The sequence below is a fragment of the Chitinophagales bacterium genome (genome assembly GCA_020636535.1).
GTDB lineage: Bacteria > Bacteroidota > Bacteroidia > Chitinophagales > JADIYW01 > JADJSS01.
In genome coordinates this window covers 410,467-426,756 of sequence record JACJXT010000011.1, presented here as the reverse complement: position 1 = coordinate 426,756, position 16,290 = coordinate 410,467, and the positions used below count along the sequence as shown (strand labels likewise).

Below are 16,290 nucleotides of genomic sequence, written 5' to 3'. Positions count from 1 at the left end.
TATTTAAAAGAAACTTCTAAAACTAAATTTTTTATTAGGATTGCTAAACATGCCTGCTTTTTTAGCATATAGTAAGTTTAAAACGGTCATTAGTAACATGGCTAAAACAAATAACACTATTAATAAGTACAAGTTGCCTATTGGTTGTAAATAGTAAGCTACTGCTATAAAAAATATATTAACAGCAAATAAAATATATGATGCTTGTATATGTGTTAATCCTAAATCTATTAACCTGTGATGTACATGATTTCTATCTGCACTAAATGGCGATTTCTTATTGATTAATCGCAATGTAAATACTCTTAGCGTATCGAATACTGGAATAATTAATACTGCTATTGCCATTGCTGGAGACGACACCATTGGCATACCAACACTACTTGCACTTTTAAGTACTACTTCATTATGCTCTATAAATTGTATTGCTAGTACAGCCGATAATAATCCTAGTGACAAACTACCAGAATCGCCCATAAAAATTTTGGCAGGCGTATAGTTATACTTTAAGAAAGCTAAAACAGCACCAGCCATTGCTGCACACAAAACAGCATATTCTATAAATCCATAAAAATGAAACCAAACACCAAAAGCCACCGAAACAATAATGCCAACACCACCAGCTAGTAAGTTTATACCATCTATTAGATTAAATGCATTAATAATAAATATAATTGTAAGCATTGATAAAATCACGCTTGGAATATAATCTATCATTGAAATATCAAACAAACCATACATACTTGTAATACGAATATTGCCTACAAAAACAATAATGGCTGCTGCAAAAATCTGACCTATAAATTTTTTATATGGAACGAGTTCTACAATATCGTCTTTTGCTCCTAGCATAAACATAAAACACAAGGCAGCAACTACATACTGTATGTTGTTTCCTGGACCAAAATGTGCAAACAAACAAAAGGAAATTAAAAATCCACTAAAAATACCAATACCACCTAATGTAGGAATTACTTCTTGATGTGATTTTCTTTCGTCAGGTGTATCAAACAGATGTTTTATTTCTGCTACTTTTATTATAGATGGAATAAACATATAAGTTAACACAAACGCAGTAAGTGTAGCACAAAACATTAAAAATGCAGTATTATGAATCATCCCTTTTTCTCAATGTAAATTTATGAAATTTTATTAAAATAACCTTAACATTGGTAAAGTTTTAAAGCACCGACTGATAAAATTCACATATAATTTTTTCTGAATATACATTAATCGCTCTTTGCCTTGAGCTTATACGCATTTGCATTAATTTAGTTTCATCTAGTTGTAACATTTTTTTCATAGCATTTTGTAGCGATTCTATGTCTTTTACATCAACTTTTATGCCACAAGTGTCGTCAATGGCATCATTACAACCTGGAGCATTGGTAGTTATGACTGGAATTTGCATTGCCAATGCTTCTAAAACTACTCTTGGCATTCCTTCTCTATACGATGGCAATACCACAACATCTGCCATACAATAATATGGTCTGATGTCTTTTTGATAACCTAAATACGAAATCGTTTTATTATTAATCCATTCATTTAATTCAACTTCAGTTATACTCGATGGATTGTCTTCGTCTATATCACCAATCAAATAAAAAATAGCTTGCTTGTATTTTTGCTGAATGAATTTAGCTGCTGCAATATATTCGTAAATGCCTTTGTCTTTCAATAATCTGGCAACCATTAAAAAAGCAAACTGATTGTTCTTTTTTTCTATTGAAGAGCAATAATCTGGATTAAAAAAATCGGTATCAATTCCAGAACCATTTACAATAGCTGTTTTGTTTTTATCTACTAAGTTGAGTTGAATAAATAATTCTTTGTCTGTTGTATTTTGAAAAACGACTTTATGAGCATATTGTAAGGCCACTTGATATAATTTTTTAGCAACCGAAGCAGCCAATCCTTTATTTAAAAAAGTATATCCTAAGCCAGTTATAGTACAAATAGCTTTGGTATTAGATAACTTGCTTGCCAGCGTACCATAAATATTTGGTTTTATAGTATATTGTAAAACTACATCTAATTGCAATTTTTTATAGATTGATTTTAACTCGAATAGTAAACGAATGTCATTAATTGGATTAGTTCCTTTTCTGCTTAAATGTTTAACAGCAATACACTCAAAACCTTGTTGTTCTATTAATGTCGTATAATCATCAGTTGGAGCAATGGCATAAACAGTATGACCTTGTGCTTTTAAAAAACGCATTAAACCCAATCTGTAATTGTAAATATTAAAAGCTGTGTTTGCTACTACACCAATTTTTAACGCCATTGGTGCGAAGTTAATTGAACTTTGTTAAAGTTTAGAGCTTTGACAAAGTTTTATCATAAAACATACTTTTTATAGAAATTTTGAAATACAATTAATGCCCAGATTTTTGCATGTACATCTGCTGGATTATTAGATAGTAATTGTTGTTTATATTGTTTAATGATGTTAATATCAAATATATTTTGTTCTATTATAAAACCATCATTCAACACTTCATTAAAAATATAATCTTTCAAATCTGTTCTAAACCACTGTAATAATGGTACTTCAAAACCACTCTTTGGTCTGTTGTATAATTCTTTAGGCAAAATACTACGAAACGAATCTTGTACAATTTTCTTTTTCATTTGTTGATTGATTTTGCTTTCTACTGGAATACCAAAAGCAAATTCTACTACTCTATAATCTAAAAACGGACTTCTTACTTCTAAGCTGTTACGCATACTCATTCTATCTACTTTTACCAACATATCGTAAGGTAAAACCAAGTTCACATCTGCTAGTAAATTATCGTTGAGTGTGCCATCGTTGCTAATAAATTTGGTAAACTGTTGCTTGGTATCTAATACTGATTTTAGTACGGTATCAGTTTTGCCTTTTAGCAATTCGTTTACTGCTTCTATGGAATTAAAACAACACCATTGCCAATATCTATCTTGCTTTGATAAATCCATACCATCAGCAAATCTTTCTAGTTGACGAATTTTATTAGTAAAGCCACCGCTTCTTGATTTTGGTAGTAGCTGCCACAAGTTTTTAAGACGATATACTGCCTGACTTTTCCAACCACCATTTCGCATTTGCCATTCGCCATAGTGTTTATTATATCCAGCAAATAATTCGTCGCCACCATCGCCAGAAAGAGCAACGGTAACATGTTGTCTAGTATATTTTGATAGTAAGTTAACCAATAAAGCAGAAGAATCGGCAAAAGGTTCATCAGTATAATCTAAAACATCATATAAGCTTTCTAGTAAATCATCGTTACTCAATTTAAAAACAGTATGATTGGTTTTGAAGTGATTCGCAACCAAATTGGCATATTCTGTTTCATCAAAAAAACTGCTGTCTTTAAATCCAATAGAAAAAGTATTTAAATGTTGTGTGTGATTTTTTGCTAGTGCTACCATTACAGAAGAATCAATTCCTCCACTTAAAAAAGCACCTAATGGAACATCAGCCATTAATCGCAATCGAACAGCATCTTCTAATAAATTGTAAAATGATTGTTGCTGTTGTTCATAGCTTAAATGATGATATTTTTTGGTAGCAGTTGCTACATCTATTTGATACCATTGTTCTTTCTTAATGGTATTGCTTTTAATCGTCAAGCAATGGCCTGGTGTTAATTTATATATATTATCAAATACAGATTGTTGATCTGGAATATAGTTCAGTTGAAAATATAAACTTAGTGCCGACCAATTCATATTTCTTGGAATTGGGAAAGCCATTAACGCTTTTAACTCAGAACCAAAGTAAAAGACATTATCTATAAAAGTATAGTATAATGGTTTAATACTATATCTATCTACTGCTACAAACAATTCCTGTTCTATATTATCGTAAATAGCAAAAGCAAAAAATCCGTTGAGTTGATTTAAACACTCTTTTCCATAATAAATATAGTAGTACAATAATACTTCAGTATCGGAAGTTGAAGTGTAGTGAATATTTTTATCTTTTAATTGTTCTTTTAGTTGATGGAAATTAAAAATTTCTCCATTAAAAACAATGGTATATCTTCCACTTGCATCTGTAAAAGGTTGATTGGCATTAGAAGAAGTATCGATAATAGATAATCGTGCATGAATTAATGCACCATTATTGTTTCGTTGTACTTTTTGAAAGTCTGGACCTCTTCTATGCAAAGTTTGTGCTACTGTTTCTAATACAGTATCACTAATATTTTTAGATTGATTAGAAAAGTATCCAGCAATGCCACACATATTATTCTAAATTAGGCAATTAATCTTAAAACTTGTTTTATGCTTCTTCAAACTGAGATTGCCACATTTTTTCGTTCCTCAAAAAATTCGCAATGTTCTGTGCTTAAAAACAAACTTTTTGCATAAAATTTTCATTATATACTTCTTTATTTTTTGCTATTGCAAAGGCTTGTTTTAATAACTTATTAGCTATTGCTATTTTTACTACTCTTTCTGCTTTGCCTTTGGCAATTAATCTTTCATACATTGCTATACATGCTTTATTTAGTTTCTTGGCTGACCAACTACACATATACAATAACTTCCTTATTTGCGATTGTCCCATTTTACAAATATGTCCTCTGCCTCGCACACTTGTTCCTGATTCATACTTTCTCGGACTTAGTCCTACATATGCAATTAACTGTCTATAATTATCAAATTTTTTAAAATTATTGGTAATTACAGTTAACATGACGGCTGTTTTTTTACCTATACCTGGTATTGTTGCTAAACGCTCTAGAGTGTCTCCGTATGTTTGTTCTGATAATAATCTAAATCTTGTTTCTAATTTTTCTTTTCTTCTTTTTAGGGTTTTTATATGTTGATTTAGTTCTTGCTTTAATGATGAACTTAGTATACCACTGCTCGTATGTGCTTCTAACTGATGTTGTGTCTGACTTACTTGTTTACTTAATAACTCTATTGTGGAATATAGTTGTTTTAACTCCATTACTTCTTTATCTTGAGATTGCCATAACTCTGGATTTTGTTCTATACCATACATTGCTATGGTTTGTGCGTCTTTCTTATCTGTCTTTGCTCTTTGAAGTTTCATTTGACTGTATCTTCTTATAACCAAAGGATTTACTACACTTACTTTTATATTATTCATTTCTAAATACAAAGCTAATTGTAGATAATAACTGCCACTTGCTTCCATTACAACATGACTCTGTTCTGAAATAAACTTACATAACTTTTTAAATCCAAGTTTGTTGTTTTCTAATACATGATGTTGCCATTTACTAGTTTTGCTGTCTAATAATGCTACATCAAATGTTTGTTTACTAATGTCAATTCCTATAACTTTACTCATAATATTGTTTTTTGTGAAAAGTAATACTACACTAACTTATCTATCCTTAATACAAGCTTTATGCTTAATGTTCTGTTCAAGTTTTTGTAGTAATGGGTAAAGGGATTAACATTGCGAACGGTCTTTTTGACTAATGACAAACTAAAATCTTACTCTTTACCCTTTACTTTTCCTGTTAATAATTTCTACTAATTTAATTATTTATACAAACATAGGATGGGTAAAGGGATTAACATTGCGAACGGTCTTTTTGACTAATGACAAACTAAAATCTTACTCTTTACCCTTTACTTTTCCTGTTAATAATTTCTACTAATTTAATTATTTATACAAACATAGGATGGGTAAAGGGATTAACATTGCGAACGGTCTTTTTGACTAATGACAAACTAAAATCTTACTCTTTACCCTTTACTTTTCCTGTTAATAATTTCTACTAATTTAATTATTTATACAAACATAGGATGACGGTTTATTAAAAAATATTGAAGGTCATTCATTTTAATTTATTCTAAAATAATATCAAAGTCTACTAATTCAATAAATACTTGAACTCGCTCGTCTATTTCTTGTTTGGTAACTTCTTTTAATCGTTGTGGTCCAAATTTTTCTACACAAAAAGAAGCCATAGCTGAACCAAAAATAACTGCTCTTTTCATATTTTGGAAAGATAAATCTTTAGTGGCAGATAAATAACCCATAAATCCACCAGCAAAAGTATCACCAGCACCAGTTGGATCAAAAACTTCTTCTAAAGGTAGTGCTGGAGCAAAAAACACTTTATTCTCATGAAACAACAATGCACCATGTTCTCCTTTTTTAATGATTAAATACTTTGGTCCCATTGCTCTAATTTTCTCAGCTGCTTTCACCAAAGAATATTCATTGCTTAATTGCCGTGCTTCTTCATCGTTTACAATTAGTAAATCGACCATACCAAGTACTTTTTGTAGTGGTTCTAGAGCAATATCCATCCAAAAGTTCATCGTATCCATAGCAATTAACTTTGGTTTTTCTTTTAATTGCTCAATTACTTTTATTTGTAAGCTTGGATCAATGTTTCCTAAAATTAAAAATTCTGGAGTTTGAAAATTTTTTGGCAAAATAGGATTGAAATCTGCTAAAACATTTAAATCAGTCACCAGTGTATCTCTTTTATTCAAATCGTGGTGATATTTACCACTCCAAAAGAAAGATTTTTGACCTTCCATAATTTGTACACCACTAATGTCTGTACCAATACTTTTAAGATAATTTAGTTCGTTTTGAGAAAAGTCATCACCAACAACACTTACTAGTTGCATATTACTGGTAAAGTGTCCAGCAGCATGACAAATATAGTTTCCTGAACCACCAGTAATACGGTCGGTTTTGCCAAAAGGCGTTTCAATAGCATCAAAAGCAACAGTTCCTACAGTTAATAAACTCATTTTTAAAATTTTTTTACCACAAATATTGCATATTTATTTTTAAAACCCTACATTTGCAGTCCATTAATTAAAAAAGCTTCCTTAGCTCAGTCGGTTAGAGCGGTTGACTGTTAATCAATAGGTCCTTGGTTCGAGCCCAAGAGGAAGCGCAACAATGGAAAAGCTGTCTGAAAAGGCAGCTTTTTTTGTTTGAGATATTTTTTAAAATATCTCTACCTTTTTCTATTTATCATGATTAGCAGATAACTTTCTTTTTTAATCAAAATCATATTAGAATGGAGTGCATTTTAATATGTAAATTTCACACAAATAATTATAAATAAAAATAAGGTAAACTACATATAGCAAAATTAAGAAATGTCAATATTTTTATATTTTATTGACAATAGTAGATTTTTGTATTTTTTTAACTGCCTTATTTTATCTTATCTAAAAGAATATACACTTATAAATTTAAGATTTAAGCTACGGTTTTTTTTTGACAAAAGCACTTATTTGTAATAAAATGATTAAGAAACTTTGTACAAATTTGTGATAGGTTTTACACCATTAACAAGTTTAGTAACAGAATAGAAAAATTAAATAATTATAAACTTTAAAAAAATATGAAAAAAATACTAAACATTTTAATAGTAATTACTACAATAATCCTAGTAAGTAGCTGTATTCCAACTGGTGGTGGAGGAACAGTAACACCTTCAAATACTATCGCCATTAACTTAACCTTACCAACTAAGGGTACTAATTTACAATCATTTTATTCTAAAGAAAAAATAATATATGTTGATGGAGATTCTATCTTGATTTCAATGACAACAACAACAGATGGATTAACTACACCTCAATCATCTATAAATATATTACCGCTTACTAATATTCATACATATGAATTTATACAAGGCACAAATGCTATCTACTATAATGCAAATGTGACATTTAGTGATACTTCTAATTATAATTGGATAAATATTCCTGCGAGTGGAATTTATTTGTTTGGAGCTACAATTCTTTTGCATCCTTACGGCATGTATGGTATAGTTAATCAAGATAAGTTCATTGTATTTAGAAAATCAACAACAAATGGGAATAAATATTTTTGGTTAAAATTTAGAGAAAATTCTATTGTACTAGCTGGAGATCTAACTATATATAATGTAAAATATCAAATGAATTCAATTATAACAGGATATTAAAAAACATTCATTCAATAATAGTTATTAGTTAGTAGTAAAAGTATAACATACTCATCCTTTTTAAACTCAACCTGAAAGTCGCCTGTATAGTAGCAGGCGACTTTCTTTTTTAAGCGAAATCTGTTATCTTGTAATCAAAACAAAAGTTATGTTAGAAGAAGGGAAAAAAGCACCCAAAGTAAAAGGTGTAGATTTTAGTAAAGCCACTACTATTTTATATTTCTATCCAAAAGATGATACACCAGGTTGTACTGCAGAAGCTTGTAGCTTTAGAGATAACTACGAGTCGCTTACAAAAAAAGGATATCAAGTAATAGGCGTTAGTCCAGACGCTGAAGAAAAACATGATAAATTTAAAACTAAATACGAGTTGCCTTTTCATTTGGTAGCAGATACCGATAAAAAAATTGCAAATGCTTACGGCGTTTGGGGATTGAAAAAAATGTATGGCAAAGAGTACGAAGGTATTTTTAGAACTACCTTTATTATAGATACTACAGGAAAAATTATAAAAGTTATAAAAAAGGTAGATACTAAAAATGCTACACAACAAGTACTAGACGAATTAGCATAGTTACTGTTGTTACACATATTTTTTTTATCTTGTACTAAGAATGGAGTTAGCCGATTTAATGACTTTAGCTGATGGTTTTGTAGGACACTACAAGTTGCCTGATTTAACCATAGAAGAATGGATGAAAGTGATGGAGATTTCGGAAGTGAAGCCATTAAAGAAAGGAGAATATTTTACTAAAGCTGGCTTAACTACTTTTAAAATTGCTTTTGTATTAGAAGGCAGTTTTAGATATTTTTATATTAAAGAAGACAATGAAAAAACAGCTTATTTTGTTTTTAAGAATGGCGTATTAGCAAGTCTAGAAAGTATTACAGAAAACAAACCTGGCACACAAAGCATACAAGCACTAGAAGATAGTTTACTCTTTGTAATTGATTATTTAAAGATGAAAGACTTGTTTGCAGAGCATCATAAGTTTGAACATTTAGGCAGAGCTATTGGTGAGCATTATATTATGATGTTGCACAATCAGCTGTCTTCTTTTTTAGTAGATACACCAGAAGAAAGATATAGAAATTTGGTAGAAACACAACCAGATTTATTGAATAGTGTTCCACTACAATATATTGCTTCATTTATTGGTGTTACTCCAGTATCGTTAAGTAGAATAAGAAAAAGAATATATAAAAAATAGCTTTATAGTCATTGGTCATTAGAAATTTGTCATTGGTTGGAGTTGTTTCATTCTAACTCAATTATTCCTGTACTGTATTTTGGAATAATAATATTTTTTGAATTTATATCCTTGTTATCATACTTTATACTGTTAATTTTACTAGGATAATTTTTTGTAAAGTAAGTAAATCCGCCAATGCTATAAATATAGTCGCTGTATAAATAATCTATGTTTTTTGCTTTCCAATTACTATTAATATTGAGTTGTAGTTCGTAAGCATTGCTATTTACAAAAAGTAAATACTTTTCTCCTTTACTATTTTCTACTACTAAGAAATCAGCTAAATCATTATTTGTAAAATTACTTTCAATGGCATATGCTTCTTTGTCTATTGCTTTACTCATATAATAAAACGGAAAATATTCTGAACTTGTTCTAAAGTTTCCTCTAGTTTCTCTTTCCATTACTTGACCTTTGGACCCAAAAATTAAACCATTAGCACCAATAAAATGCCAATTCATAATATCAATAAAATCAGTACTTGTTATATTGCTTTTTATCAACCTAATAAGAAACTTCATTTCGTAATTAGCTTGATATTGTGTGTTTTCAAAAAATACTTGCCATTTTCCTACATTGCATTCTGTCATCCAAATTTTTTTATCACTACCAATAATGTTTTTATAATATGTAGTAATATTTTCGAAATAAGTATTTAAAAAATTAATTTGAGTTTCATTGGTTGTTTCAAATAGTAAATCGAAATTGCTATTCTTTAAACAGTCATCACATCTAGTATAAGAATGCAGAACAAAAGCATCAAAAAAATCTTCTTTCGCTAAATCTAAATTCCATTGATGAAAAAACTTACCTCTTTGTGTTTTAATCTCTGCGGCATTAAAAGGACCTTCAGTAATAACACCAACAGGTACATCAGGAAAAAATTTATGAGCAGCTTCCGCAAAAGGTCTTATGCTATTGGCATATGTTTTAGCATCTGGATATTCGTTTCTATGTCCAACTAAATTAAGTTCGTTACCTAGTTCTACACCAAGTACTTTAATGTTATTTTCTTTCAATTTATTAATAACATAAATCATTTCTTCAGGTGTGCCTTCATCATAAACATTCACTACATAAATGGCACTAGCATTATTTGCTTTACAAAGTGTAATAAATGCATTTAGTATATCTGGTTTCTTTTCTATTTGCAATTTAGAAAGTGGTCCAAAATTTCTACTGGTTAATACCACTTTCTGAGTAAAACCATAACCGTATTTATTTGGATGATAATAATTGCCAATAGTACCACCAGGAAATCGTACTACTCTTGGATTGAGTTGTTTATAAAAGTAAAGAAAGTCATTATTTTGTTCTATAGGTTCTTTAAATGTAAAACCAGTGTTTACACCTAAAATATTGCTATTAATTTTGTTTTTAATTTTTTCATTTATATTAAGTTCTATTAACTGACTATTGCCATTGCTAACTGTTGTATTTGGAGTAATAGTTTTAGTATTTTTTTTAGAAGCTATTTTAATTAAGTTAGAGCATCCATAAAAAAACAAACAGATTATTATAAATATTTTTAATATTTTTTTCATAATTCTTTTCATTTTTTCAATGCTAGGTTCTTCCAATATAATTTTTCCTTTACTCTATAATACTCAATAAACATTAAAAAATAGACAATTCCAAATGGAGCATATATAGCACCTCCACTAAATATCATCTGAATAAAAGTAACAACACAACCTAAAAGACCAACATTAAACATTAAATCGTACTTATAATGTTTGACTTTAAAAAAAACATAAGCAGGAAATAAATATACTACTAAATTATAAACAGTACCAATTATGCCCTGAGAAAACAAAACACCTACAATACCAATATCATTTAGACTCACTTTTCCTACTTCAAGCAACATGGTTTCTTCTTTTGGCACACCTACACCAAAAAAGATAATATTTGGATGTTTCAAATAATAATCATAAACTTCTGCCATTTGTAACCACCTAGAGTCAGCAGATGCTTCACCAGTATCTTGTCCTAAGAAAAATTTAAAGAATACAACAAACATATCATTTACAAACACAAGCAAACTAGGATCAATCCAATAAACAATTAAAAACATTATACCAACCACAATAATTATTTGAAATAGTTTTTTAATTATTTGATGCCATTTCAATCGAATAAACATAAAAAGCACTAATGGAATTAACATTGAAATTAACTCTGCTCGTCCTTTATCAAAGAATAATTGATATGCAATAAGTACTAGCCATAATAATAGAGAAGTAATACTATCTTTTAGTAGGAAGTTAACAAAATAATAGACCATTCCTAGCACTAAATAAGCACTAGAAAACCTATATATATAACCTCCTTTAGATGGATTATAACCAACTAGTCCTTCAGAATCTTTATAATTAGCAGGATTTGTAGTTAACTGTAAATACATGTATAAAAGGAAGCTAAACCAACATAACAACAATGCTGCTGTAAAACTTTGCTTTAAAGTGATTTTATTTGTTCTAACTAAAAAATACATAAGACAATTAGATACAATGAAAGCTTTACCAAAAGAATTAAACAGTGCCTTCATAATTGGATAGTCAAATGCATAATACAAAGCAAATGAATTATATACAGGAACAACTAATAGATATAAAATAATGATATCAAAAAAGTTAACTCGCTTCTTTATAAGAATAATATCAAAAAAATAAATACCAGAAAGCAGCATTACGAAAGGAAACATTAACATCATTAACGCTCCAATTACTCCAGAAGATTCTTGAAACTGCAACAATATATTACTGTTTAAAACTAAAGAATAGATAAATAGTAGTACTACTTTTGCTTCATACATCTTTTGGTCGCGAGTGTATAAAATGGTATTAAAAGGAAATGTAACAGTTCTACTCATTTTTAATTAGAATATACGACTCGAAATTACCAGTTTTTTTAGGAATATAGCCAAATGGTGCTGGATTTAAACAAATTTTTGACAAAAGTGTATCTTCTTTAGCAATATTTAATGATAATAATGTAGGCGTTACATAAATTATATCTGGTTGCTGTTCTTGAATAAAATTGCTTATCAATACTGTTGTGTCTTGATATGGTTTAAATTGTACATTGCTAAAATTATTAGATAATAAAGATGAAATATTACCTTCTACATCAAAAACACGAATACTGTCTGAAGTACCATAATGTTGCTGTATATATTGTAATGTAGCTAAATTACACATTGACTTCTCTTTTCTAAATAGATTAAAGTAGTCATAATTTTTTGCTTTGAGTGGAAAAAACATTGCAAAAATAAATAAGACAGTTATCCAAATTAAACTCTTTTTTAGTTGAATAGTATGTAATAAAAATGCAATTACAATTACAACAAATGGAAATAGTAAATATAAATAATGTTTTCTTGGATAAGCATAAACGCTGAAAAAAAGTGGCGGTATAATGCTTATTGTAATAAACAAAAACAGTATAAAATGTTGTTTTATAAAATTGAAATTTAATTTAAATTGATTTTCTTTTTTGAACCAAGCTAGAAAAAGAATTAAAGTGCTACTTATAAATAAAATAAGTTTATAATGAATGGCTTTTATAGGAAAAAACAAGCCAACTACTATTAAAAATATTTGTTTTATACCAGCAATCAAGTTTGAAAAAATATGCTTCCAAAACAATCCATTGTCATTTTGTATAATACTCAACAAGTCTATTTTATCACCAAACACTTGATATATAATCGTGTAAAAGTCTAACCAAAATATAGCATTGCTATTTGTCCATTCTGTATAATTCCATGCAAAATGCTGATAAAAGACACCGATACTTCTTCCACTGTCGCCATTATTAAAAGGTGTTTTAAATATTTTATAGCTTACTAAAAAACAGACAAATAAAAACGCCAAAGCACTCCAACTATACTTAGTAGTCGTTTTTTTTGTTTTAATAAGCACAGCAATCAGCAATACTAAACTCATTAAAAAAGTAAGATAAAATTCAGGTCGTGCAAATGCCAAAAATAAAAAGCACAAACAAAAAATAACTGCCTTTATAATATTGTCTTTAACATAAGTACTTAAAAGAATACTTATAAAAACAACCATTACACAGTAGTGCGAAATTCGTGGCCAAGTTTCTACATTTAACGGATGCAATAAAAAAAGCAAGCTAATAAAAAAAGCAAAAAACGAATTTACTTTTAATCGTAATAAAATCCAATAACATAAAATTGGATTGATAATTCCAAGCAAAGCATAATTGAAATAATACAAACTAATTTTATCATGCTGTATATAACTCAATAATTTATACCAAAAAGAATATGTTGGTCCCCAAGTTCTTGGAATATGATGCCAAAAAAAGTTACTTCGTACTAAATAATTGGCTTCGTCCCAAAATATAATATCCATGTATTGATTGAGATTTGTATAGAGTACTAAACCAATACAGCATAAAAAAAAAGTAGGCAAAATAGCAATTAATAAGGTGTTTTTTTGCTTCATCAGTGCAATTTAAGAAATTGTTCGTTTAAAAATCTCATAGTGTAATCTCGCCGATTTTTCCCAAGAAAAATCTTTAGCTCGCTCCAAACCTTTTTCTACTAAATTATTTCGTAGAACTTCATCATTCAGTAGTTGTTCCATTGCTAATTGCAATTCATTTTCATCAAACGGATTGATTAAAATTCCTGCGTCATCTATAATTTCTCTGCAAGCAGTATTGTTACTAGTAATAACTGCTGTACCACTTGCCATAGCTTCTATTAAAGGCATTCCAAAACTTTCGTGTATAGACGGAAATACAAAACCATACGATGCTTTCATTAAATTGGCAACTGCTTTGGTATCAATTTTTTCAGTTTGCAATTCAATATTAATATCATTTATTGTTGTAGGATAGTTTGGACAAATAATTTTCAAAGGCAATCTTGGTGAATTAATTTTTTGATAAGCACTAATAATTCTATCTACATTTTTTTTCTTTTGATACATTGAAATATGTAGTAAATATAATTTTTCTCCACTACGAGGCAAGAAATATTCATCATCATAACCATGATAAATAACTACAATTTTATTTGGATTGATATCTAAGTGTGCTACAATTTCTTCTTTGGCATATTTCGATACGGTAATAATTTGAGTTACTTTATTTTTATAGATACTCCAAGCAATTTTTCTTTTTAAATTTTTATAAAGACCAATGATTTTTTCTTTCCAAGTACTGTAATTATAAGACAATGGCAAACTAAAATTAGAAGCACCATGTAGTGTAACAATCCAAGGAATAGTACTAGAAAATATTTTTCTATTTGGATACTTAGCACCAGTACAATTTGGATCCCAAATTAAATCTACATCAGGAATATTTTCATTATTGCGTACTTCTACAAACTCTACACCTAATGCGTTTAAATGCGGAATAATATTTTCTGTATAAATCTTTACACTAGTATCGTAATATTTAGGAATCCAAATACCAATTTTCATTTACTTATTTTTTAAAAGGTATAAATGCAATATAAAAACCTAATTTCTTTTTTATAAAAAACGAACCAATTATATTCCAAGAAAAAATACTAATAGTACTAGCAATTGCAGCACCATTTATTCCATACAAAGGAATAAGTATTAAGTTGATAACTATATTTATAATCGCTCCAATAATAGAAATTATTGTAAATTGTTTATGAAAACCAATACCATTTAATAACTGTGCAACTGGTCCACAAGCAGTATTAAATAACTGTCCAATACTTAAAACAGCTAAACTAAATGCTCCAATCATAAACTCTTTTCCATAAATACTCATAATAGGTTTTGCTATAAAAATTAGCAATAGTGTTATAGGCAAAGACAACCAAAAAATTAATTTAGTTGATTTCTGACTTACTTTTCTAACTTCATCTAATTCTGATTGATAGTACAACTGTGTAATTTTAGGTTGCACTGTAGTGTTTAAAGCAACAAGTAGCGTTGCTGTTAGCATAGAAATATTATTGGCTGTTTTATATACACCAACAGCAGCAGTACTTACATTATAAAACTTAAGCATAAATACATCTGCATAATTATTTATCATAAAAGCAGAATAAGTTAGTAACATAGGAATTGCCAAACGATAAATTTCTGCACTCTTTGGAATATAAGTATGCTCTACTATTCTATCTGATTTAAAGAAGTTTTTATATATTGGATAAATGGAAAATAAGAATGGTAAAATACTTAATGTTGCCCAATGCAGGTAAATTGGATTATCTATATTAAAGAAATATATTGTAACTACAATCAATATAACAATTCTAATAACACTTGGTATTAATATTGAAATATTAGCAGTATTTATTTTTAAAGCAGCTCTTAAACTAAAATAGTTATAATCGCCTAAAATAGTTGGCAGCACAAATAAGATACTTATTCTAAAAAAAGACAATAACTCTGGTGCATTCCATGCTTTACATAATACTGGTGCTAAAAACCAAAAAATACTACCAACAACAAACCAAATAAGAAAAATATTTTTTAAACCCAATAAATAATATTTTGTAGTGGTTGCTTGGTTGTGTTTTACATTAGATTCTGGAATTAATTTCTGTAGTGCATCTTTAATTCCAAAGTTGCCAATTATAGTTAATATTGCCATTACAGTAATGACTAATGTTAGCTTTCCTGAAGCTTCTGCACCATAAAACCGACCAATAACTACACCAGAAATAAACCGTAGTGCTTGGACCGTACCTAATGTTATTACTGTAGAAATACTACCTTTTAGCACAAAACCAAAATTTTTGTCTTTAAGAGCAGTCGTTAATTTAGATTTAAGTGCTTCAAAATTCATTCAATAACAAAAGTAAATATTTTGTCTTGATTTAACTCAATCTTATTCGTTCATCTACTTTTACTAAATTAGATCTCTTTTATAAAAGATTTTAGGTATAAATTTTCTTGTTTTTTTCTTTTACTTCATAGCAGAAGTCTCTCGTAAGAGGACGCTGCGATAAGTTTAGACAGTTTTATTATTAGTATAAAATATTTTCGCATCGTCTCTTTTAGAATGCGTTGCTTTAAAGTGTGTAAATTATGAAAGAGGTCTATTAATCATTTTCATTTCCTACTAATTAGGTA

Annotated in this window: 13 protein-coding genes and 1 tRNA gene; 4 read left to right on the top strand and 10 right to left on the bottom strand. The window is 28.8% G+C overall.

Going from position 1 to position 16,290, the window contains the following annotated elements:
• Nucleotides 1-3: 3 nt before the first annotated feature.
• The 5 genes from H6553_02260 to H6553_02240 all read right to left on the bottom strand — a co-directional run bounded on the left by H6553_02260 (nucleotide 4) and on the right by H6553_02240 (nucleotide 6,747).
• Complete coding sequence (locus tag H6553_02260; protein ID MCB9032638.1) at nucleotides 4-1,095, bottom strand: undecaprenyl/decaprenyl-phosphate alpha-N-acetylglucosaminyl 1-phosphate transferase; 1,092 nt, start codon at nucleotides 1,093-1,095, stop codon at nucleotides 4-6.
• An 85-nt stretch (nucleotides 1,096-1,180) separates the two neighbouring features.
• On the bottom strand, nucleotides 1,181-2,290 hold the full coding sequence (locus H6553_02255) for a glycosyltransferase family 4 protein (protein MCB9032637.1): 1,110 nt from the start codon (nucleotides 2,288-2,290) through the stop codon (nucleotides 1,181-1,183).
• A 53-nt stretch (nucleotides 2,291-2,343) separates the two neighbouring features.
• Nucleotides 2,344-4,239, bottom strand: coding sequence for an asparagine synthase (glutamine-hydrolyzing) (asnB, locus tag H6553_02250; GenBank protein ID MCB9032636.1), 1,896 nt, complete (start codon nucleotides 4,237-4,239; stop codon nucleotides 2,344-2,346).
• Between the two features lie 103 nt (nucleotides 4,240-4,342).
• Nucleotides 4,343-5,317 (bottom strand): IS110 family transposase, encoded by a 975-nt coding sequence (locus H6553_02245; GenBank protein MCB9032635.1) that lies wholly within the window; start codon nucleotides 5,315-5,317, stop codon nucleotides 4,343-4,345.
• 506 nt (nucleotides 5,318-5,823) lie between these two features.
• Nucleotides 5,824-6,747: a sugar kinase gene (locus tag H6553_02240; GenBank protein ID MCB9032634.1), complete on the bottom strand. Its 924-nt coding sequence runs from the start codon at nucleotides 6,745-6,747 to the stop codon at nucleotides 5,824-5,826.
• A gap of 75 nt (nucleotides 6,748-6,822) precedes the next feature.
• Between H6553_02240 and H6553_02235 the strand changes: the two genes are divergently transcribed.
• The 4 genes from H6553_02235 (at nucleotide 6,823) to H6553_02220 (ending at nucleotide 9,151) form a co-directional block, all read left to right on the top strand.
• Nucleotides 6,823-6,896 (top strand) — tRNA-Asn (locus H6553_02235).
• A 456-nt stretch (nucleotides 6,897-7,352) separates the two neighbouring features.
• Complete coding sequence (locus H6553_02230; GenBank protein MCB9032633.1) at nucleotides 7,353-7,940, top strand: hypothetical protein; 588 nt, start codon at nucleotides 7,353-7,355, stop codon at nucleotides 7,938-7,940.
• A 148-nt stretch (nucleotides 7,941-8,088) separates the two neighbouring features.
• Complete coding sequence (gene bcp / locus H6553_02225; protein MCB9032632.1) at nucleotides 8,089-8,514, top strand: thioredoxin-dependent thiol peroxidase; 426 nt, start codon at nucleotides 8,089-8,091, stop codon at nucleotides 8,512-8,514.
• A 40-nt stretch (nucleotides 8,515-8,554) separates the two neighbouring features.
• The gene (locus H6553_02220; GenBank protein ID MCB9032631.1) at nucleotides 8,555-9,151 is read left to right on the top strand and encodes a Crp/Fnr family transcriptional regulator; all 597 of its coding nucleotides are present in this window, start codon (nucleotides 8,555-8,557) and stop codon (nucleotides 9,149-9,151) included.
• A 47-nt stretch (nucleotides 9,152-9,198) separates the two neighbouring features.
• On the opposite strand, the gene H6553_02215 is transcribed toward H6553_02220, so the two are convergent.
• From H6553_02215 to H6553_02195, 5 genes are read right to left on the bottom strand one after another with little or no spacing between them, the layout of a single operon-like run.
• Nucleotides 9,199-10,737: a hypothetical protein gene (locus H6553_02215; GenBank protein MCB9032630.1), complete on the bottom strand. Its 1,539-nt coding sequence runs from the start codon at nucleotides 10,735-10,737 to the stop codon at nucleotides 9,199-9,201.
• Between the two features lie 8 nt (nucleotides 10,738-10,745).
• Nucleotides 10,746-12,068 carry a hypothetical protein gene (locus tag H6553_02210; GenBank protein ID MCB9032629.1) on the bottom strand — a complete coding sequence of 441 codons (1,323 nt, stop codon included), beginning with the start codon at nucleotides 12,066-12,068 and terminating at the stop codon, nucleotides 10,746-10,748.
• On the bottom strand, nucleotides 12,061-13,668 hold the full coding sequence (locus H6553_02205) for a hypothetical protein (GenBank protein ID MCB9032628.1): 1,608 nt from the start codon (nucleotides 13,666-13,668) through the stop codon (nucleotides 12,061-12,063). Before H6553_02205 ends, H6553_02210 begins: the two co-directional genes overlap by 8 nt.
• A gap of 9 nt (nucleotides 13,669-13,677) precedes the next feature.
• Nucleotides 13,678-14,655, bottom strand: a complete 978-nt coding sequence (locus tag H6553_02200; protein ID MCB9032627.1) for a glycosyltransferase family 4 protein — start codon at nucleotides 14,653-14,655, stop codon at nucleotides 13,678-13,680.
• A gap of 4 nt (nucleotides 14,656-14,659) precedes the next feature.
• Nucleotides 14,660-16,003, bottom strand: coding sequence for a polysaccharide biosynthesis C-terminal domain-containing protein (locus tag H6553_02195; GenBank protein ID MCB9032626.1), 1,344 nt, complete (start codon nucleotides 16,001-16,003; stop codon nucleotides 14,660-14,662).
• Nucleotides 16,004-16,290: the final 287 nt, after the last annotated feature.

What these genes read in the sequence shown, in the direction of transcription:
- H6553_02260 (MCB9032638.1), bottom strand. Translation starts at nt 1,095, where the DNA reads ATGTTTTGTGCTACACTTACTGCGTTTGTGTTAACTTATATGTTTATT.
- H6553_02255 (MCB9032637.1), bottom strand. Translation starts at nt 2,290, where the DNA reads ATGGCGTTAAAAATTGGTGTAGTAGCAAACACAGCTTTTAATATTTAC.
- asnB (MCB9032636.1), bottom strand. Translation starts at nt 4,239, where the DNA reads ATGTGTGGCATTGCTGGATACTTTTCTAATCAATCTAAAAATATTAGT.
- H6553_02245 (MCB9032635.1), bottom strand. Translation starts at nt 5,317, where the DNA reads ATGAGTAAAGTTATAGGAATTGACATTAGTAAACAAACATTTGATGTA.
- H6553_02240 (MCB9032634.1), bottom strand. Translation starts at nt 6,747, where the DNA reads ATGAGTTTATTAACTGTAGGAACTGTTGCTTTTGATGCTATTGAAACG.
- H6553_02230 (MCB9032633.1), top strand. Translation starts at nt 7,353, where the DNA reads ATGAAAAAAATACTAAACATTTTAATAGTAATTACTACAATAATCCTA.
- bcp (MCB9032632.1), top strand. Translation starts at nt 8,089, where the DNA reads ATGTTAGAAGAAGGGAAAAAAGCACCCAAAGTAAAAGGTGTAGATTTT.
- H6553_02220 (MCB9032631.1), top strand. Translation starts at nt 8,555, where the DNA reads ATGGAGTTAGCCGATTTAATGACTTTAGCTGATGGTTTTGTAGGACAC.
- H6553_02215 (MCB9032630.1), bottom strand. Translation starts at nt 10,737, where the DNA reads ATGAAAAAAATATTAAAAATATTTATAATAATCTGTTTGTTTTTTTAT.
- H6553_02210 (MCB9032629.1), bottom strand. Translation starts at nt 12,068, where the DNA reads ATGAGTAGAACTGTTACATTTCCTTTTAATACCATTTTATACACTCGC.
- H6553_02205 (MCB9032628.1), bottom strand. Translation starts at nt 13,668, where the DNA reads ATGAAGCAAAAAAACACCTTATTAATTGCTATTTTGCCTACTTTTTTT.
- H6553_02200 (MCB9032627.1), bottom strand. Translation starts at nt 14,655, where the DNA reads ATGAAAATTGGTATTTGGATTCCTAAATATTACGATACTAGTGTAAAG.
- H6553_02195 (MCB9032626.1), bottom strand. Translation starts at nt 16,003, where the DNA reads ATGAATTTTGAAGCACTTAAATCTAAATTAACGACTGCTCTTAAAGAC.